This is a genomic window from Haloarchaeobius litoreus (genome assembly GCF_024495425.1).
Taxonomy (GTDB): domain Archaea; phylum Halobacteriota; class Halobacteria; order Halobacteriales; family Natrialbaceae; genus Haloarchaeobius; species Haloarchaeobius litoreus.
This window is the reverse complement of sequence record NZ_JANHJR010000003.1, coordinates 593,308-613,291: the sequence shown is the minus strand read 5'-3', so window position 1 is coordinate 613,291 and position 19,984 is coordinate 593,308. Positions and strand designations below refer to the sequence as shown.

The 19,984-nt window shown below is 60.4% G+C and carries 16 protein-coding genes, 1 tRNA gene and 1 pseudogene; 6 read left to right on the top strand and 12 right to left on the bottom strand.

Annotated elements, in window-relative coordinates:
• Positions 1–7: 7 nt before the first annotated feature.
• The 3 genes and pseudogenes from NOW55_RS15565 to NOW55_RS15555 form a co-directional block, all read right to left on the bottom strand.
• Positions 8–508: pseudogene (locus tag NOW55_RS15565) on the bottom strand (IS5 family transposase); the annotation flags it as partial.
• A gap of 360 nt (positions 509–868) precedes the next feature.
• Positions 869–1,792, bottom strand: coding sequence for a transcription initiation factor IIB (locus NOW55_RS15560; protein ID WP_256401029.1), 924 nt, complete (start codon positions 1,790–1,792; stop codon positions 869–871).
• Between the two features lie 84 nt (positions 1,793–1,876).
• A complete protein-coding gene (locus tag NOW55_RS15555) occupies positions 1,877–2,836 on the bottom strand; it encodes an ImmA/IrrE family metallo-endopeptidase (protein WP_256401028.1) in 960 nt (319 codons plus the stop codon).
• Positions 2,837–3,508: 672 nt separating this feature from the next.
• On the opposite strand from NOW55_RS15555, the gene NOW55_RS15550 reads away from it, so the two are divergent.
• Positions 3,509–4,675 carry a hypothetical protein gene (locus NOW55_RS15550; protein ID WP_256401027.1) on the top strand — a complete coding sequence of 389 codons (1,167 nt, stop codon included), beginning with the start codon at positions 3,509–3,511 and terminating at the stop codon, positions 4,673–4,675.
• Between the two features lie 42 nt (positions 4,676–4,717).
• On the top strand, positions 4,718–5,188 hold the full coding sequence (locus NOW55_RS15545; RefSeq protein WP_256401026.1) for a hypothetical protein: 471 nt from the start codon (positions 4,718–4,720) through the stop codon (positions 5,186–5,188).
• A gap of 520 nt (positions 5,189–5,708) precedes the next feature.
• Here the strand turns inward: NOW55_RS15545 and NOW55_RS15540 are convergent.
• Positions 5,709–6,707: a single stranded DNA-binding domain-containing protein gene (locus NOW55_RS15540; protein WP_256401025.1), complete on the bottom strand. Its 999-nt coding sequence runs from the start codon at positions 6,705–6,707 to the stop codon at positions 5,709–5,711.
• A 725-nt stretch (positions 6,708–7,432) separates the two neighbouring features.
• The gene (locus NOW55_RS15535; protein WP_256401024.1) at positions 7,433–7,864 is read right to left on the bottom strand and encodes a hypothetical protein; all 432 of its coding nucleotides are present in this window, start codon (positions 7,862–7,864) and stop codon (positions 7,433–7,435) included.
• Between the two features lie 241 nt (positions 7,865–8,105).
• On the opposite strand from NOW55_RS15535, the gene NOW55_RS15530 reads away from it, so the two are divergent.
• Positions 8,106–10,085, top strand: coding sequence for a TraM recognition domain-containing protein (locus NOW55_RS15530; RefSeq protein WP_256401023.1), 1,980 nt, complete (start codon positions 8,106–8,108; stop codon positions 10,083–10,085).
• Positions 10,086–10,164: 79 nt separating this feature from the next.
• Here NOW55_RS15530 and NOW55_RS15525 read toward each other — a convergent pair.
• The 5 genes from NOW55_RS15525 to NOW55_RS15505 all read right to left on the bottom strand — a co-directional run bounded on the left by NOW55_RS15525 (position 10,165) and on the right by NOW55_RS15505 (position 14,046).
• A tRNA-Gln gene (locus NOW55_RS15525) sits at positions 10,165–10,237 on the bottom strand.
• 26 nt (positions 10,238–10,263) lie between these two features.
• On the bottom strand, positions 10,264–11,097 hold the full coding sequence (locus NOW55_RS15520; protein WP_256401022.1) for a homing endonuclease associated repeat-containing protein: 834 nt from the start codon (positions 11,095–11,097) through the stop codon (positions 10,264–10,266).
• Between the two features lie 223 nt (positions 11,098–11,320).
• Positions 11,321–12,355 carry a DUF7961 domain-containing protein gene (locus NOW55_RS15515; protein ID WP_256401021.1) on the bottom strand — a complete coding sequence of 345 codons (1,035 nt, stop codon included), beginning with the start codon at positions 12,353–12,355 and terminating at the stop codon, positions 11,321–11,323.
• Between the two features lie 185 nt (positions 12,356–12,540).
• Positions 12,541–13,095 (bottom strand): homing endonuclease associated repeat-containing protein, encoded by a 555-nt coding sequence (locus NOW55_RS15510; RefSeq protein WP_256401020.1) that lies wholly within the window; start codon positions 13,093–13,095, stop codon positions 12,541–12,543.
• A gap of 174 nt (positions 13,096–13,269) precedes the next feature.
• Positions 13,270–14,046, bottom strand: a complete 777-nt coding sequence (locus NOW55_RS15505; RefSeq protein WP_256401019.1) for a methionyl-tRNA formyltransferase — start codon at positions 14,044–14,046, stop codon at positions 13,270–13,272.
• Between the two features lie 82 nt (positions 14,047–14,128).
• Here NOW55_RS15505 and NOW55_RS15500 point away from each other — a divergent pair, with 82 nt between their 5' ends.
• Entirely contained in the window at positions 14,129–14,734 is a 606-nt protein-coding gene (locus tag NOW55_RS15500; RefSeq protein ID WP_256401018.1) for a hypothetical protein, read from the top strand.
• Between the two features lie 328 nt (positions 14,735–15,062).
• On the opposite strand, the gene NOW55_RS15495 is transcribed toward NOW55_RS15500, so the two are convergent.
• Positions 15,063–15,281, bottom strand: a complete 219-nt coding sequence (locus NOW55_RS15495) for a hypothetical protein (RefSeq protein WP_256401017.1) — start codon at positions 15,279–15,281, stop codon at positions 15,063–15,065.
• A 295-nt stretch (positions 15,282–15,576) separates the two neighbouring features.
• Here NOW55_RS15495 and NOW55_RS15490 point away from each other — a divergent pair, with 295 nt between their 5' ends.
• Entirely contained in the window at positions 15,577–17,094 is a 1,518-nt protein-coding gene (locus tag NOW55_RS15490) for a hypothetical protein (RefSeq protein ID WP_256401016.1), read from the top strand.
• A gap of 470 nt (positions 17,095–17,564) precedes the next feature.
• Here NOW55_RS15490 and NOW55_RS15485 read toward each other — a convergent pair whose 3' ends face one another.
• Positions 17,565–18,959, bottom strand: a complete 1,395-nt coding sequence (locus NOW55_RS15485; protein WP_256401015.1) for an FAD-binding oxidoreductase — start codon at positions 18,957–18,959, stop codon at positions 17,565–17,567.
• A 134-nt stretch (positions 18,960–19,093) separates the two neighbouring features.
• Here NOW55_RS15485 and NOW55_RS15480 point away from each other — a divergent pair, with 134 nt between their 5' ends.
• Positions 19,094–19,909 (top strand): helix-turn-helix transcriptional regulator, encoded by an 816-nt coding sequence (locus NOW55_RS15480; protein WP_256401014.1) that lies wholly within the window; start codon positions 19,094–19,096, stop codon positions 19,907–19,909.
• Positions 19,910–19,984 lie beyond the last annotated feature (75 nt).

Genomic DNA, 19,984 nt, shown 5'->3' with positions numbered 1-19,984 from the left:
CTGGATTTCACGGGTATCGGTCGCTCCGGCGGAGGTTGTAGACGGTGGCTTTGAGCAGCATTTCACGGAACTCCAGCCACCAGCTTCGCGCACGCACGGCTGCGCCGAGCGTGCGCTTGATCGGCGAGAAGACGGTTTCTGACATCGAACGCTGGTAGTACCGATCACCGTCCATGCGGGCGTTATGAGCGTGATCGAGTGGATTCATGATTCGGTGTTTGATTAGCGGTCTGATGCCGTGTTCGCGGAGTTCGTCGCGGAAGGCTTTCGCGTCGTAGCCGCTGTCGGCGGCGAGGCTCCGCAGGTCGCCCGCGTTTCGGCGGGCGACCTGCGGGCCGATCTTCGCGTCGTGTTTCTTGCTCGTTGTGGAGTGGATGTCGGTGATGTACAGCGTTTCGACGTCCACGAGGGCGGTGACTTTCAGCGCTCGGACGCGGTAATTCGTTCGATTGGCGTAGTGGCGGCTGGGCTGGTCGCGGTCGAAGCCGGTTGAATCGATGTCGGCGTGGCTGCAGTTGGTCACGAGCACGCCGTCGGGGACGAGTGTGAACTCGAAGGCTTCGTACTCGGCGCGTCGACGGACGCGTTTGGTGAACTCGAGTCTCCGCAGTGGATGTGTTTCGTTGGTAGGAATCTGTTCTCACCTCACCCCTCAGGTGAGCATAAACGAGGGTCGGCAGTCATCGTGAGTGAAGTAACCGGACCCCCTATGACTGGCTGATGAGTCATCACAACCGATCCGTCTGGCGTGAGTGTCCCGACTGTGGGGAGAAGCAGAAAGTTTCGCAGGGTGGCTGGGCAACCTGTCGTGACTGCGGCACGAGCTTCCACGTATAGCCATCGTCGTCGTTGCTGAGTGCTTGGGCGATTAGCGAACGAACTCATCTAGGGTGTCACGATGGTTCCGCACTGTCGCGGTCGACGTCCCTGCAGCCTCGGCGACCTCGCGCTGCGTCAGCCACTTCGACCGCAGCCCGGCTCTGTACAGACAGGCCGCAGCGAACCCGGAGGGCTGGACGCCGTTGGTCACACCCGCACGCTCGGCTTCGCGAGCGAGTTCGAGCGCACGCTGTTGGAGCCTGTCGGGAACGTCCAGGTCCGAAGCGAGTCGGGGAACGAACTCGCTGGGCGTCATCGGCTGCGCTGGGAGTCCGAGCTCAACGTTGAGGGATTTGTACGAATTCTGTACTCGCTCTTGTTCGACACGAGCGACGCTGGCGATCTCGTCGAGCGTCCGGGGCAGGCCGTTACACCGCGCCGCGGCGTAGACACACGCGGCAGCCACACCTTCGATTGACCGCCCACGCAGTAGCCGCTCCGATTGTGCGGTTCGGAACAGCGAGCACGCCTGGTCACGGATTGAATCACCGAGCCCGAGAGCGCCAGTGATGCGTCGAATCTCGGTGAAGCCGTACATAAGATTCCGGTCGGCTTTGCTCTCGTACCGCCCTCGGGAGTGCTCGCGACGGAGGCGGTGGAGCTGTCGTCGCTTTCGGTTGGAGAGTCCATTCCCATTACCGTCGCTCCCGTAGCCGCTCGTCGTCGAAAGCCCACGGTCGTGTCGTGCTGCGGTCAGTGGCGCTCCTGCCCGTCTGCGCGTGTCGTCGTCGAACGAACTCCAGTCCGGTCCGCGGTCGAGTCGTTGTCCGGTAACGACGAGCCCGCAGTCCTCGCAGGCGCGTTCGGTCGCGTTGATCGTGAGCCGGCCATCGCATTCCGGACACCGGTTGGTGTGCTGGTCGAGCGGGACGTCTTCGTCGAACGATCGCGGATAGCTGTCGCTAACTGGCATCTGTTGTAATCCTCTGAAGGACATCGCCGCCTCGACGACACCCCTCACCCGTCGGGGGTCGATAAACTGGCAGGCTGTCCGCACTCAGTCTCGCTCGACTGCGTCGATTATCTCCCGAGCCGTCGCCACGATTCGCTCCAACCGTTCTTGGATAGCCTCGGCAGGCTCACCGTCCCACGCGGCGACGTACAGCGCGCTCCGGGAGGCGTCGAGTCCGAAGTACTGCGAAACCACGTACGCCGTGCTTTCAGCTTCTACCTCGCGCTTCTCGCGTTCATCCTCGTCGACATCGAAGTGGAGCAGGGCGTGTGCGTACTCGTGCGCGAGGACACTCGCCACCTGGGCCGCGTTGTCGTCTTCACGCACCTCGATGAGCAGTGAACAGTCGTACGTGCTCCGCTCGGTGCAGACACCCGCTGCGGCTCCATGGACCCAGTCCCCGGGAGACACGAGGTTCACGCGAACGCCGAGTTCGGGAGCAGCACTGAGGAGGGCGTCCAGGAGTTCGTCTCCGTCCCCACGCGCTGCCGTATCGAGTTCGGGGAGTGGCTCGCCCTCGGTCTGGGAGACGTCGAACACGGGGACAGGCTTGAATCCGACCAGTCCTTTGTCCCACTCCTCGGGTGGCGTCTCGTCGTATTCACAGTCGCTACTGGAGTGGTAGGACTGCGAGTTCCCGCAGTCCGGGCACCGTTTCGCGATGATGGGTGCCCAGATCCAGATCGCAGACTCGCCCTCCGTGACGTGTCTGTCGAACTCGTTCTGCCAGGTGTTGTAGCCTGCGACCTTCGTCGCCTCGGGGTACTGGTGCTTGATGAGGAGCGTATTTCGGTACGAGTAGTCGTGGAACCGCGACTGGACGTCCAGCCACTTTTGGAGTTCTGTACTTGCTCTCGCTTCGTTCGAGAGTTCGGCGAACTGCTCGACCCACGCTTCGAGCGAATCGTGCATCTCGTCGCGACGAGTGTCGGAGTCGTCGAACTGGACCCTCGTCCCGGATCGGTCAGTGTCTGTGCTATCGGTCTGCGTTCTCTGGAACGACATCGAAGTTCTCCGAGGGAATTTTCGAATCTCCCTCACCCGACAGGGGAGTGATAAATCAGCTTTCTCAGGGATGCCAGAATATCAGCCCACTACCTTGGTCGTGTGCTGCCGCTGTGCGTCGCTGACGCCTCCAGTATATAACCTACACGCAGGGTTTGTGGGTTAACGTGGGCTCAACCTACCCAACACGCGATGATTCGTTCGCTGAAAGGTCCAACGAGCATCAGAACAAATTAGGTCGGAAGCTGCCACGGACGTTCGAGGTCGACGGAATCGGTGCCAGCTGGAAGCTCTGAAGCTGGTCGTTCCAGGCGACCCATGATTCCGTCGGCTCAGAAGATTCGAATCTGTTCGTTGCCCGTTGATTGCTGCGCTAATCTCGGTTCGCTTGGTGTGATTAGTTGCGTCCAGATCGGCCGGTATTGGATTTGCTTACCCAGCGAGATACCCAGGAGTATCAAAAGAACGCAAAGAGAGAACTATAATAGCAATTCTAGCATTGTTGCTTGAGAAATATTTGTTTTCGTTAGGGGCGTACATTAATACACATTTACTGTTTATGTGTTGCCTCTCCAATGCTCTCGTATAATTATTACACTCTATAAAATTGTTGATTTCTAGAATAAAAGTATAAATTATATACTACGACAAATTTCTGAGTGTACTCAAATTATGACAGAGTACAAGCCAGAAGATGGCGAAGCACAGACCGAAGGAGCAGGTATCGAAACCAATCGACGTGACATTCTGAAAGCCACCAGTGGGACGGTCACTGGAATAGGACTCGTCGCAGGGTCCGGCACTGCTGTCGGCTCGATTCGAGATTCACGGAAGACTGAAATCGTGACTATTCGACAGCGGGACCGGGCAATCGAGACGAAGCGAGTGAGCGAAGACTGGTATCACCAGCTCCAGACCGCCCGTCGTGAGAAGCAACGGATGAGTGAGCTCCTCAAAGACACCAAGGGAAGTTCGATCACGGCGATCGTGCCTGACGGCGATGAGGTCGATGGTCGCTGGAAACCTGTCGTAATGGGGATCGCAGAGGGTCCCAGAGACGATGCCCAGATTGCTGCTGAACGCCACGGTGTCGGTGTTCAGGCTGTCGATCAGATTCCGATCGAGTTCAAAGACTGCTGGCAGCAGGAGTACCAAACGGTACCCGGTGGGGTTGCGCTGAACAGACAGGATATGGTACCGGCAGATTCCTATTACACCGCCACTTGCCGGGTCTATAACAACAGCGACGAGCCCCGGATGTTGACCTGTCGCCATGGCGTTGCACTACCTTGCGACGAGTCGGATCAGGAAGGTACAACCGTAGAGCAATGGGGAGATGACTTCGGGACGGTCGCCGATGCAGACCCGAACCTGGATGCGATGACCATCGAAGTCGGTCAGAACAGTGACCGAGATGGGATATCTAATACGATCGAGGGTCACATCGACGATTATCCAGTTGGGGCATACTATACCCGTGATTCGATCGCCGACGCAGTCAACTCGAGCCCCTGGTCTCAATATGGGTGTTCGACGTGTGACACCAACCCAGAGATTTACGCCCCCGAGGTCGACTTCACGCTTCAATGCCAGGCGCCAGACGGGTCGACTTCCTCGATTCAGATGCAGGACCAAGTCCTACGGGAACAGGTCGCGCAGGGAGGTGACTCGGGTGGTCCCTGGGTTGGAATTTACCCGATTAACATCCCACACACGGTCGTGGCTGGGATGGTGAATGGGAGCACGGTTGTCAATAACACACCAGTGGACTTCGGCACTGCAGCATTCGCAATCCAACGCGATCTTGATGTTAGCTTCGGGCCGTTCAGAGCCCGCTGATTCAGGCATAAAATATTCAGTACTTCGCCACTATTCCTATGTATGGAGCGAAGAACAGTGTTATCGAATTTGGCGGTATTAACTGGTTTAGGTAGTGTTTCTACCGTTTTTCCAGAATCGAATATAGACAACGAGTCAATTAGTGATAATAGTATGAAACAAGAAGGTTTTGTTCGAATCACCGTGTCGAATTCGTTGGGAAGCGACGCACAGACATCACTGACGCTCCGGTCCGGGGATGATGAGTTCCTCTCCGCAGACTTCACCAGCACTCCTGACGAGCCCCAGGAACTCGGAATTCCAGCGCCGACTAATCGAGAGTTTCAACTTCACGTCTCTATCGACGCGACACTCGACGGGCCAGACGAAGTGACGCTCGGACGTGAAACGGTACAGGCCAGCGGTTCGTCATTATCGACCGAAGATAGTCATCGGTTCACCCACAGAGAAACCACAGAGTTGGACGTCTCAATTGGTGATGAACCGCTACTCGACATCGAACAGGTCGACTGAGAAACACCGATACGATAGTAGCGGCCACGTCCAATCACGTTCGCTCTGTTGACCTGACCTCAGAGTTAGTACCCCAGTTCTCTTGGGCGTAGAGGACGCGTCGATTGGTTTAGATCTACGTTCTGGGGGATACAGTAGTGTTTAATCCGCCTCCATCGCACTATGGTGTGTCGTATACTCGTCTAATGCGTTGGCGATACCCTCCAAGCGAGTTCGGGGGAACAGATTCTACACCCGCTGCCCAGTTCTTGATAGACCCGCACACTTACTCACAATCCACCTCAGGAAGATACAATCTGACTTCAAATGAGAAAGGTCGTGGCTGTGCGCACAGCGAGTGAGACGAACGGAGGCACGGAGTGAGTCTCGCGAGCGAGCACGGAGCGGTGGGTGGGGAGGAGGGGACGCGGTGCCAGGGCGACGAAGACCGTCCCAACCGGTTCGATGATGACCCGTCCCCTGACCAGCGAAGCGATGGCAAAAAAGAGAGCCGTTGGTGGCCGAGCGACCGTTCCCGAGCTCAGCCCCTGAGCACGTCCAGTTTCTGTCGCCTCGACCCGCCGCTGAAGTTCGCGTGGGTCACCGTCCCGTTTCGCGGGCTCGGACCGTCGCCGCGTTCGAGCACGGAAACCTCCGATTCCGACGTGCATGCCAGCGTCGGCTGGCCGCCGTACCAGCCGACCTCACAGTTCAAGAGCCGAATCCGGTCTCCCTCGCGGAGCACCGTCCCGACCTGGGAGCGCTTCCAGATCGTCACCTTCGCCGTTCCTGAGCCGTCTTCGAGCACGCCGACCTGTTGTTGGTTGACCGCCGCTGGCTGGTAGAGCGTCGTCATTTCGGCTTCGACGTTCGCCTGAATCGAGTACTTGGGATGGCCCATCCACTCTGCGATGGTCCCGATGGGCTGGATTGCGTCCGTGCCCTTCGCCACCTCCTCGTTCGTCTTCAGAACGGCTGCCGTCAACCCCATGTTCTGGCATGCCACCTTCTCCGCGAGTTGCTTCGCGTAGGTTGCCCGAGTGGGCCCACGGAAGCGCTCCGCCAGATGCATGCCGTATCGGTTCACCCCGCCCAGGGTCTCCGCGTCGAGTCGTTCACGAGGATCGACGTCGGGGTCGCCGCCGCTCCCGAGGACGCCCCGTTCTCTGAAGTCACGGACGCGCCCGCTCGATTCCCACTCCGTCTGCACCCTGCATGACCGCTCTCGGTCGAGGCCCGCCCTATCAGCCGCCAGCGCACGGTCTCGATACCGGTCTAACTCTCGTTCCTCACCCAGCCGCCGTTCCTCCGCTTCGAGCGTCGTTCCGTAGGGATGGTCCAGCCCGGCTTTCCGGCTCCAGTCGTAGTCGATTCGACCTTGCTTCTCGAGTTCCACCGTGGGTCGCAGCTCTGGGTCGTGCTCCCCACATTCCGCTTCCGCTAGCAGCCCGCTTTCGTCATCGATGGCCTCCCCGATGGTCAGCTGTTGAGTCGTCTGTGCGTCCGAACCTTCATCACGGATCGTGTTTCTACTAGACATTGGTATCTTGCTAGGTACCGCTGAAGGCGCTCACTCGGCGTCTTCTTCCGACATCACGACTCTCCAGCCGTGGCTTTCGTCACATCGTCCTCCCAGGGACGTTGTCCCCGAGGCGGTCGCGGCGCGCCTTCGGTGTAGTACTGGCGCGCCGCGACGCCGGCGACACTCCCAGACAGACCAGTGAGGGGTGGAAGCTCGCGGTGCGCGCGCGCTCACCGACGTAATCCTGCTGACCCGCGGGTCTGTATCGCCGCGTCCGTCGCCAGACGCAACGCAAGGCGGGACAGAGACGGCAAGCAGCACGGTTTACGTCGGTGGACGGCCTCGCACAAGGCCGCAGCGAGCGTCGACGCGAGAGCGGGTTCGAGCGTCGGCGCTCGCAGGCGAAGATGCAGCCGGTCCGGTCCCGGTCGGACCCGGTCGCGGGCCGAGTGCTCGCAGGCCCGCTCTCGGGTGCGTCCGGTATCGGGCGGCTGCACTCGGCCCGACCCGGCCCAGGACCGTGTCCCGTCCGTCGGAGACGCAACGGAAACGCGAAAGCCCGGGCCCGGCAGGAACGGTCTGCACGGCCGGAGCGCGCGCAACCCGAGGAGTCCACCCCGAACGGACCGTCGGTCGCACAGCTGTCCCCCAGGCTCTCGACGCGATTGAATTTCTGTAGTGGAGCAACCCGAGTGCAGGTGCGTTCGTCCAGCGTCGGAAAATGGGCGTAGTCAGCGATCTGACTAGCAGTTCGCTTCCGAATAGAACGAAGACAGGCGCCCGCCTTCCCTGATGAACGAATTATAATTCTTCGGGCACTCTGAAGCAGTGAACCGTGGTGAGAGGCTTTGACTGCTGCCGTTTTCTAGGACGATTTCGAGCCGATACGCCGCTGGTTCCGACGGGAACTCGTTGTAGTAGAATCGGCTGTCCATATTGTTCCCCGTCGCTGCGAGGGTTGCCTCCGTGTGCAGGATAGTTTCTTCGTTGCGTTCAACGGTGATCGTTGCGACGTGTTCGTCCGTGTCTTCGTTAATCATACCGACTGATTCGACCACACCGTGATTCGAGCCGGCCGTTGTCGTACTTTCTGGGTCAGCACTGCTGGAGAGACAGCCGGCAGCAGGTAGAATTGCTGTCCCACAGAGTAGCTGGAGGGCTTTTCGTCGATGCATGGATACTGGTACCATTTACTACGTTAAATCTCCTTCAGATATCGTCAATAGTGGTGAACTTCCCGGGAAGGGCGAACCAGTCCAAATAGTCCTCGTCTTCGGCGAACTGATGGAGTGGACTTCCGCGCTCGAGAGCGCTCTTGCGAATCCGATTCGAAGGGTAGCGTCGATGTAACTCTCGTCTGGTGAGACCGCGGTCGAGGACAGCGTCGACCACTACCTCGAGATTCTGGGGCAGGTCATGGGTACGGAGCGGTTCGAACGCGCCGTTCGCTCACCGGACGTGATTCGCTACATGGTGAAGGCGCTCTACGACCCAGTGAACGGCTCCGACGCCTTCTCACATCGAGAGCTACACGCAGCGGTCCGCCAGCTCCACGAAGGACAGACTGCACCGGCGGTCTCTGACCCGGACCTCGAACGGATGCTTGCGGGAGTCACGGCGAACCGCGCACGGTCGTTCGACGAGATCATGCAGGGGGTTGCGAACCGCATCGAGAAGATCCCCATCGACCAACGACTCGCCGCGATCTTCGACCACGTGCCAGAAGGCGACGACCCACACTTCGACCTTGTCGACTACCTCGACGAGAACGTCGTCATCATCCTCGACACGGGCTCGCTCCGGCCGGCTGCACAGCGCGTGCTTACGCTCGTGATGCTGTCGAACCTCTGGACGGCGCTGAGACGCCGCCTGCGCCGGTCCAACGGCGACCCGCAACTCGCGAACCTCTACATCGAGGAGGCCGCCAGCGTCGCCGACTCCGACCTCCTGCAAGAGTTACTCGCGCAAGCACGCAGCTTCGGCTGCTCGGTCACGCTCGCCATGCAGTTCCCCGCCCAGCTCAAGGAGGACAGACGAACCTACGACGAGATCCTGAACAACGTCTCGACGGTCGTCACGGGCAACGTGCCCCGCGACAGAGAGCTCGCCGCTCGATTAGCCACGGACGACATGGACGCCAGAGACGTGGGAAACCGCCTCCGTGCACTCCAGCGCGGCCAGTGGATGGTGAAACTCCCAGCCGCATACGGTCAACCGGAACCACGGCCGTTCACCGTCGAGTCCGTCGCTCCGCCCGCAGGCCATCCGGCCCACGGCCACAATCCATCCCGGAGAGAGGAGTGGAAGTTCCAGGACGCAAAGCTCGACGTCCACGAACGAACGCTCGAGTCCGCTGGCCTCGTGCTGGACTCGCCCAGTACCACGGTCGAACCGATCACTGACCCCGAACCGGACCCACAACCAGCCGACACCAGCCCCCGTACCGACTCCGCGCTCCCCCACACGAAGCGCATGCCCTCGACCGTCACGTACGACGATTCGACCCACGCCCTCAACTGTACAGAGTGCGAGAACCGCTACGACCCCGACATCAAGGGGATGAAACGCGCCATCGAGTGTTGCTCGTCACTCGACGACACTGACAGGGACGACATCCCCGTCTGCAACCTCAACCTGAAACTCACCGCCGAAGAGCTCACAGACGCCGACTGGAGTATCGAACAGCTGCTGTTCATGCAGGCCGTCTACAACGCACAGCAGTTACGGTACGACCCGCTGGAGTACGACCTGCTCAACGACTCGATGATCCGACTCACGGAGTACGTCGGCATCGACAACGGCGCAGTGCAGGACCTCATCGACGAAGACCTGGTCCGGCACGATACAGACCACCCGCACAGGCTCTACACCGTCTCACCCGAGGGTCGGAAGGTCATCGGCGAGAGCTACCGTCAGGGCATCGACTACGGCCACGGCGCCGGCGACCTCGAAGAGTCCTCCCTCCACGTGCTCGCCGTCGAGATTGCACGACGCTACCTCGAACAGGAGTACGTTGCGAACCCCGACTCGCGGGTCACGGAGACCGTTCCGTACCACGACATCGACGAGAAACGCCGGCTCGACCTCGCCGGCGTCGACGACGACGGAGACATCATCGTCGCAGTCGAAGCCGAACGAGTCAATCACGACCTCATCCGCGCCGTCCCGGAGGACTACGACAAGATCGCCGACGCCGACGTCGACGAAGCAATCTGGGTCGTCACGAGCCAGCCCGATGGCCACAAAGTGCTGGCTGCGCTGAACGACCCACCCGAAGGCGACCCCCGTGTCGAGAAGACGTACTCGAAGACCACTCCCCCACACCAGTTCAGGATCGACACACCTGGGCTGACCAGGATGTTCACGGTGAAGAACCTCCGGAACAGACTGAGGTGACGGTTCGGAGTTGGGAGAGATTCCGCGGAACACCCGAGAACGATACGCACCGCTCGAAGAAATTGGCCGTCGGAAGGAGTAGTCCTGGGAGGATTCGAACCTCCGTCGAAGCCCCCAGAAGGCTTCATGATTGGCCACTACACCACAGGACTTCACTCGAGTGGAGGAGACTGGGTTACTAAATCCTGTCGCTTTCTCCTGCATCGGTCGGCGCATCGAGGTGCTCCCGACGGTGGCAGTTCGCACAGAGGACCTCGCACTTTTCCACCTCGTCCCGGACCGCCGATTCGGGATAGCTGTTCGCGATCATGGCTCCGACGCCCAGTGTCTTCTCCGCGACGTGGTGGAACTGGAGGCAACGCGGGTCACGCTCCTCACACTGTCGACATCCTCGCTCTCGCTTGTACGTTCGAGTCCAAGATCGGAGACGGTCCTCTTTCGTTCTCTGTTCGCTGGAGGATTCGATTCGGGCCGTGTGTTCGCGAGCGTGGCAGTTCGCACAGAGGAGGATGCACTTCTCGATCTCGGCACGGATATCCGCCCTCGAGTAGCCGTGGGGGACCATCTTGTTCACAGCCATCTCCTTCTGCTCTCCCTCACGATGATGGAAGTCGAGACAGATTGGAGTGGACACGTCACACCGCGTACAGCCGTTACTCTCGCGTTTGATCTCGTGGATCCAGCGACGGAGCGACGCACGTCGTTCGAGCGTCCGTTCGGTGTTCCATTTCCGGTTCCGGTAGTGCCAGCGCTGGTCGACGGTAAGCGACTCCCAGGCGTCGTCGACGTCGGCAGGGAGGTCGTCGGGCTTGGAGCCGACGCGGGTCCCGGAGGAGGGGTGTGTGTCGAGTCCGGCAGCTTCTTTCGCGTCGTTCCAGCCACCCATCGTCCGCATGATGGTGGCCGATGCTGGACGCAGTCCGAGCTCCTCGTAGGCGGCTTTCGTGGGGGATTCATCGAGGCGTTGCGCAGCCGTTTGGAGGGCTTCGATGCAGGCTGATTCGGTCGTCATCACCCGTTCGTGACCGGACAAACTGGCTGGCGTGTGTCTGTGTAGGGACGCTGTCCGCTGTCTCTGAAGTCAGGCATGCACACTTCGAGCCGACCGAATAGGAGCGTGACTGGATTCTCGTTGAGCTGGCTTCACACAGATCACGTATCGACAGAAGTCCGTGTCATCAAGCACCTCGCAGTGCCGAAGCGTCCTATAGAACCCGCGTCACGTGCCGACTATCTCAGTACTGGTGTTCGAACTCGAGCACCGAGGAAGCGAAAGAGTACACGCTGACACCGTTCTCGTCACAGAACGAGGAGAGCTCGTTCGGCTGGTGGTAGAAGTCGTCGTCGACCACGTCCTCGAGCTGATGGAGGAACGCGACGCTGATGTCCTTTTTGTGCTCGTCGTTCGTTTCGACGACGACGGCGAGATCGGGGTCGTCGTAATCCGGTTTGATGACGTGATCGCCGGGAGTGAACGGCTGTTCTGCGTGTTTGAGGTTGGTGTGCTTGTAGGTGTAGAGCCTGATGCTCTGGTCGTCGCAGTAGGAGGCGAGCTTCGCGGGTGGGATCGTCCGCCAGTCACCGGGGCCGTCGTCAAGCATCTCGGGGAACGCCACGTTGACGGCTTCGCCGTCCATCGTCTGTCCGAACGCGGTCGTGTTCTTCTCCGGTGGGAGGACTTCGACGACGACCGCGACGGATGCGTCGTCGTCACCGGCTTTGGTGACTCTGTCGCCGGGCGAGAACGGGTTCTCGGGTTTCTGGTTGAGGTGGGCGGTGTTCGGCCCGAGGTCGTGCAGCTCGTTCATGGGTCTCGCGGAGAGGTGTGCGAGCTTCTCGGGTTCTTCACCGGAGTACTCCTCCTGGGTTTCGACCTTCGATTTCAGGGTCTCGGTTCGCTCCCAGCCCAGGAGGATGAGCCCGTCCTCGTTGTCTCGGTGCCAGACCATGACGACGATGTCGTCGTCCGGGTCGTTCTCGAGCATGTTCGCTGGTCGGAACGCGGAGACGTCCCGCGAGGTCTTCACGTCGATCTCGTAGCCGAACACCTCGAAGTCGTAGCCGGAGAAACTCTCGGGGTTGCAGCGACGGAGGGCTTCCTCGTTCTTCCACTCCCACATCTCGACGGGGAGGTACTCACGGCAGAACTGCTCGAACGCCAGCTCTCCGAGGTTGCCGATGCGCTTGACGTCGACATCCTCGGACCCCTGGATGACCGCCTGGTGATGTGCGCGCTCCCGGTCTATCTGATCCGGTGTGTAGAGATACACAGCATGTGTTCCGGCGAAGGGTGGTGATATATCTCTACTGCTGCCATATTCATGCCCGCTGTTTCCATCGGTGAGCGACCGAGTTATGTGACTGTCGTTCGGAGGGATTCGATGTGCTAGGGTTCGGTCAGCATAGTTGTTCGTAACCGACAATAGGGTCGTGTGAATCTGATGTACAAGCCGCGTTAGGGTTCCACGTAGTGCTCTTTCCGGTGGCAGTTCGCACAGAGCACTTCACAACGCTCTATCTCCTCCAGTATCGATTCTCGGCTGTATCCGTACATGACCATCTCAGCGATGCCCATCTCCTTCTCGCCGGTGTGATGGAAGTCGAGGCAGGCTGGGTCGCCTTCGCCACAGCGGACGCAGGCACACTGCTGTAGTTTGTACTCGTGGAGCCAGGACCGCAGTTCGGCGCGTCGTCGGTCCTTCTTCTCGATCTCCTGCTGTCGGTTCTTGTAGTACCAGCGCTGGTTGTCTGACAGCTCCTCCCACGTCACGTCCTCGGGGAGTTCGATGTCGTCGGGTTTCGGTTCGACGTCGTCGCCACCGAACTGGCCAGCGTAGTACGTCTCCAACCCGGCCGCCTCTTTCGCATCGTTCCAGCCACCCATCGTCCTGATGATCGTCCCGGACGCGGGTTGTAATCCGAGTTCCTCGTACGCCGCTTTGGTGGGTGATTCGCCCAGTTTCGAAGCAGCTTCACGCAGTGCGTCGATGCACTCTTTTTCGGTCGTCATCAGTCGGTCGTGCCGACGAATAAACTGGCTGCTGGTGCGCTCGGGAATCGAGCGGGCAGGACGTGTATGGTGCAGCGACCGTGATTTCTAGCGCTGTTGAGGCCCTCTCAGACCGAGACGCTCACCGCTGAAACGGCGGTTCGGTGTAGATGCGTATCGGTCATAGAGGGCTCATCAGAGAAACGCGTTGCCGCGCTCGTAGAACAGGCGTCGCTCCTCTGGGCCCGGAAGCCCGTGGTAGTCTGCCGGGGTCGTCCCGTTGGGGCGCTCGGCTGGCAATTCTGGATAGGCGGCAAGCAACTCGACAACGAGCGAGGCGCCCACCTTGGCGAGTTTGCGGTATACCGTATCGACGGTGTCGGCGTTGTCGAGGGGGAACGCCCGTTGGGCGAGAATCGGGCCTGCGTCGAAGCGCTCGGTCATACGATGTGCTGTGACACCCGTTCGGTCGTCGCCGTAGAACAGCGGCCAGAAGGCGGTCGCCCGGCCGCGGTACTTCGGCAGTAGTGACCCGTGAAGGTTCACCGCGTCGTTGGCGCTCTCCAGGACCGGCCCGGGAAGTCGCTGGCCCGCCACGATCGAGAGCAGAAGGTCCGGTGCGAGGTCCTCCATACGCTCGACGAACGTCGGGTCACTCACGTCGGGGATGCGCTCGACGGGGATGCCATGGGCTCTCGCGACCGACGGAACCGAGTGATACCGCCCGGTGACACGCCGGGCGACCTGCCCGGGCAACGCGTCAAGCCCCCGACTCCGTCCGTAGCGGAGTGCCATCCGGATGCCAGCGCGGGCACCGTACATGCCTGCCTGCGAGCGTAGTTGCTCAGCTGGGGATGCGTCGAAGGGGGCGATGACCACCTGGTCGATAGTGTCTGCGTGAGCCTCGAAGATCGGCTGGAGGTATCGGGGGAGATAGAGCGGTTCCGCACTCGTAAACAGGACGACGCACACAACCGAGGGGGAGAACCTGAGGCGCATATATCTTCTGCCCGGTCGACACAAAGCCTATTCCATCCTCTGTTGATGCGCAACCATGTCCCCAGCCTCCAAGGGCAACGCCCTCCGCGCGGTGTTCGGAGAGGTCTGTCGGGCTACCGGTGTCCTCCTCGCCGGTGCCCTCGCCATCGCCGTGCTGTCGCTATGGCACCGGGCCATCTCGTCGATCCAGGCAGCTAGACATAGACCCGGAGTTGAAGAGCGCGACAGCCCCACACTCGTCGAGTACGAATTCGACTGGTACCGATACATCAAGGCCTTCGACGCCCACCATGGCCCCGGCGGGGGACCCGGTCGAGCTATCGCTTCAGGGGCGTTCGTCCGCGGGCTACGCGTGTGGCTGGAAACGCGTTGTCTCCGGGGCTACACGCTCGAAAACGAGGTGTACGTGTGCCCGGACGCGCCGCGGGTGCTGCGCGTCCACCAGGCAGGCCACGCGCCTGCGTTCGGGAAGGAGTGTGAGACGCTGGTCCAGCCACGCCGCGAGAACGGCGGTCTCGACGACGAACCGCTCTACACTCTCGACGTGATGCTTCCAGGCGACTTCCCACACACATTGCTCCGCCTGCGCGACTCACGCGGACTCACGGACCGATACGAGACGTGGCTACGAGACGGCAAGATCGCGCGAGTTCGAGCCTGAGGGCAATTACGGTCGTCACCTCTCTCCCGAACTGGTTATCAAAACGTCGCGCGGCAATTCTGATGCCCTTCTGATAGAATGTGGAGCTCTTCGTTAATTCCTCCACCTTTACGCAGTGCGTCGATGCACTCTTCTTCGGTCGTCATCAGTCGTCCATGACGAGAAAAAACGGCTGTGAGTTCGCTCGGGAATGGAGAACACAGAAGGTGTGTGGTGCAGCGAACCCTGATTCCTCGATCTCTCAGTTCATCTTATGATCGATACGCCCGCCACTGGAACGGGTGTTCGGGAGTAGTGCGAGTCTAACACGGACCTCATTCGACGACGACTATTCTGCCGCCTGGAATTTTCCAAACGTGTACTCTAATACGAGCATGACGACCCCCATCGCGACCGCCTGAACAATATACAACTCCTCACTCAGGAGTAGCCCAACGACGAGAACGCCGGTAGCCGCCGATGCACCCAGAAAGACTGCATACCGGGCGCGAGAGAGATTGCTGGCCCACTGGTCAACTTGGTTGAACAGACGTCTGATAAAACTCATGTCTTAATCGCATGTGTCTGCGTATCAAGTAGGCTTCGAGAGTGGCCAGTTGTACCCTCCTGGTAGTAGACCCACCTTGCGAATTGACCACAGAACGTTCTGACAATTCAAAGGAGTGTTCCGATAGCGTGCAAGATACACAGCGCGTATCTCGCAGCGAGTGACTTTCGATCGGAATAGGACCCCGAGAATTCGTCCCGTTACTGATTCGAAGTCGGTGAATCTTCGATCCGTCGTATGGAGTAGAAGTATGCTAGTACTATCTTATATACTTCCACAACATGTTATCTAAATAATGTATTGGGGGCGTCGTGCAAACGTCGAAGGCATAGATACTGACAGCAGTACTCCTCTGGCGACGCGCCGAGCGGTCCTCGCTGCGGGTAGCGCTGTCGCACTAGGGAGCCTCGCTGGCTGCAGTGCAGTCGATGGACTGCTGGACCAGGCTGGTGAGCAGGTGGTCGGGACGACGGTGTCCGCACCAGCGGCGTTCTACGCCGGGCAAGCGCCGCCGCAGAACCAGGGCACTGACAACGACGGGCAATCCGAGGATGACGAACTGCAGTTCTCTGTCGGTGCTGATACCGAGGTTCGGGCGGTGCCGGCGACGGTCCGGGCTGACTCCCGCGAGATTGAACTCGAAGGCTGGTCGACCAGCGTGCAATATACGGCTTCACCGATTCCACCGAAGGCCCTGGCGGGCAGACCACCACGGAATCTGAGTCCCGACGGCGAGACGGACGCTGACGAGATGAACGAAGCCGCTCTCATCGAGTATCTGGAGAACGAGTCGACTATCGGAGAGCGGTTCACCATCTGTCTGCCCGACGCGAAGCTGCCGGGTGATCGTGGCTCACTGGCCGAGGAACTCACACTGGACCGGGCGCTCGCGTACTTCGCCCCCTCACGCGAGCCCGACGGTGTACGGGCACCGTTCCACGACCAATACGGTAGCCAGGGAATCGAGTACGACGAGAACGGCTGTCTCCAGATTGACGGCCTCGTGTCGCTCCACGAGGACATCACCTGTCAGAACATCCTCTCGGCGGAACTCGACACCTACCGCACCGCAAACCGGGGCATCGTCGGCTACGGGACCGCGGGGGGCGCTGTGGTCAGTGCCGCGCCAGTGTCGAGCGACACCATCGGAAAACGCGTCTTCCTCACGGCCGATGTCACCGGCGAAATCATCCTTGGCGAGGACAGAGACATGGTGGTGCCGGACAACGACGGCGAATCAGACTCGCAGACGCTGGTCTGTCCCGTGGCCGTGACGCCCGAGGACTGCCCGTGCCGACTCCCTGGGCTGTTCTACGTGCGGCGGACCCACCACGACGACCAGGTCATCTTCGCCGGGGGGTGGATACTCGACGAGGGTGCACTCTTCGAGGATTCGGTGACGCTCCTGTTCGACGAGGGTCAGACCGAGGTTGCGAGCGTGACGCCGGAGGATATCGAGAGCGACGACTACGGGGACCGCATCGTCGGGCAGTTCTCTCGCGACCGGAGCCAGTTGGGCTCGTTGGTCGGTATCGCGCAGGGACAGGGAACCGAGATGAATGGAGCAGAACTGATCGAGTCGATGGCATCAGCGGCATTCCAGACGGATCAGGGCCGCCGAGGGCTCAACGCCGTGAACGTGAAAGTCCTCGGTGAAGTGGGGGGCGGCGATGGCGACGACGGCAGCGACGGCCCGATTCAAGTGACCGCGACGGCGCTGGACGCCCCGCTCGTCCATCTTGGCACCGCTGCAGGGATGAGCAACGATGTGAAGTTCAAAGCTGGTGCGGAGCTGTCGAAGGCGGTCAACTGAACGGGTCCAGTTCCCCGAGTGCAATCGCCGGGGTCGCGTTCCAGCGTCTATCGCTTCCAGCCCAACCCGATGCGACGACACTGCTGAACGAATCCCCTGTATCTCGCACGGCGTCTTTGATAGATACCGATCAGATCAAATGGATGGTCGATACGTGATTCCCCTACACCGAACGGCAAAAGATCGATTGGCTGTTTACAGCCAATCTACGTTCCCTGGACACGATTGGGAGTGTGGCGGGTGGGAGATTGGTGAGTGCTCTGCTCACCGTTGTTTGTGGGGGGCACTTCTCCCGTATCGAAGATGGGTGGGAAAACGTATCAACCCCTACACTCACCCGTTTAATTATTCGTTACGAGGCCAGTGACAGAGCACCCATTCAACCGGATTCCGTAGACACGGAGAATCGATACGTACACACGAGCATCCACCGGACCTACGTAGGCAATGAGACCCCGTCGCAACGGATATCATCTGTTCGGCGCGATATTCTGGTTCACGTTGAACACGTTCTCGGGGTCCCACTCGGTCTTTATCGAGCGGAGGCGCTCGAAGTGTTCGCCATACGCCTCCCTGACCCGTGCTTCCCCTTCATTGCTCAGTACGTTCACGTAGACGCCGTCGCTTGCGTACGCAGCCAGGTCGTCGTAGACGTCTCGTGCCCATTCGATGAGTACCTGGTCATCGGCCGGGTCGGTCCACGCTGGCGACACCGTAATCGCAAACAGTGGCTCGCGGTGTGGGTAGGCCGTGGCGTCCGAATCGACCCGGCCGATCTCGCCTCCCAGATGCTCGAAGAATATCGACGAATACTGGGTGGGGAGGTCCTCGACGTGCGCAACGAGTTGCTCGATGAGTCCGTCCGGTAAGTCGTCGAAGTAGTTCGACTTCCAGTAGTACCGTCGTCCTGCGGGGAAGAGGTCGTCGGAGATCTGCTGGTACTCGACGTACGGCATCGGTTCGAACGAGTTGATAACCGGCTCACCGAACGCTCGAAACGGTTCGAACACCGCCTTTGCCGATTCGAGGTCGCCGGCGTAGAACAGCCGAAAGAGTAGAAGGGTCTCTCCCCACTGCTCCTCTGGGAAACGAGGCTCAGGCGGTGCCGGGATGAAGGCCGCGTAGACGCTGGCAGCGTCGGGAGCCTCCGCAGCGAACTCACGATAGAAACGGAGCACCTCGGCTACATCGTCGTGCGTGTAGGCCAACACCCCACCGGGAATCTCCGGACCGACCTCGTGAAGGTCGAATTCGAGTGAGGTGACGACACCGAAGTTCCCCCCACCGCCCCGGAGTGCCCAGAACAGCTCCGGGTGCTGGTCGTCGCTTGCCTGGACGAGGTCCCCATCCGCGGTGACGACGTCGGCCGAGCGAAGATTGTCGATGGCCAGGCCGTACTTTCGTCCCAACCGACCCCACCCCCCACCGAGTGTCAGTCCAGCCACGCCGGTCGATGAGATAATCCCGCCCGTGACCGCCAGGCCGTGTGTTTGCGTCTCGCGGTCGAGGTCGGCCATCGTCGCCCCGCCCTGAACCCGAGCCGTCCGTGCCGCAGGATCGACCCGGACGGCATCCATCGGCGAGAGGTCGATCACCAGCCCGTCGTCGCACAGTCCGTTCCCGGCGACGTTGTGTCCCCCTCCCTTGACGGCCAATCGCAGATCGCGGTTTCGGGCGAACGTCACCGCGGCAATCACATCACTCGCTCCCCGACATCTCGCGACGAGGGTGGGTTCTTTTTCGACCATCGCGTTCCAGACCGAAGTCGCCTCGTCGTAGCCTTGGTCGCTCGGTCTCAGCAGCGTCCCGCCTAACTGTCGTTCGAACGTTTCGATGGCTTCCGAATCGAGATGGACTGTTGCCATGACGTGGGCCTCCGAATGCCATCTAGTGGTAGACCGGGCTCCTATCTACACTTACTCCGTGGCGGTCCCGCCCACGGACTGAGTGAGTCACCCACACCATGAACACTGATAACACTGCACATGGTACGAGGGGTATGCATGGGGATCCGAACGAGATGCCTCACGACGCGATGGAGGACATCGCGTACCTCGGTCGTTCGGAGAATCGCTTTCCGCTTCTCAGCGCTGTTGCCGAAAGGTCGGCTACCCGGTCGGAACTGGGGGAACGGACCGGTATCGCATCGACGACCATCGGGAGGCTCATCAAGGAGTTCCAGGGACGCAACTGGGTGGAGCGGACGACAGACGGTGAGTACCGTGCAACACCGACCGGGCGAACTGTCGTTCAGGTGTTTGCGCCGTTCGTGGCTTCAATGGCGACCATCCGAAGCCTCGGTGATGCTGTGGGCTGGCTCCCGATGGACGAGCTATCGATCGACCTGCGGCACTTCAGCGATGCACGTGTCCTCCGGCCGTCACCGAACGCTCCGTACGAATTCGTCGAGCAGTTAGCCGACCGGATTCGAGCCGCACGTTCGTTTCGCGTGCTGACCTTCCTCGAGCCACCGCTACCGGCGGGTGAGGCGATGGAGACCGGTGTCGTAGAGGGGCGATTGACTGCGGAACACGTGCTCGCTGGAGGGCTCGTCGAGTACCTTCAAGAACGGAACAAACAGCCGCCACGATGGAAGGAGTACATCGAGGCCGGGGCCACGGTTTACGCGTACGATGGCCACATCCCGTGTAACTTATTCATCACCGATAGGTCCGTGCTGATAATGGACAAGCGGCCCGAAGGAGGTGGTGCCGCGCTCGAATCCCACGATGAGACCGTTCGGAGAGCCGTCACCGAACTCTACGGGAGCTACCGGGATGCTGCAACCCTCGTCGAGTCTGACCGATTCGGATAGTGGGTGTCGAGAGGGGAGACAACTGACGAATCGCGCCTCTGCCCGTCTCGGATGCTGACCTGCCGCTGGCCGCGC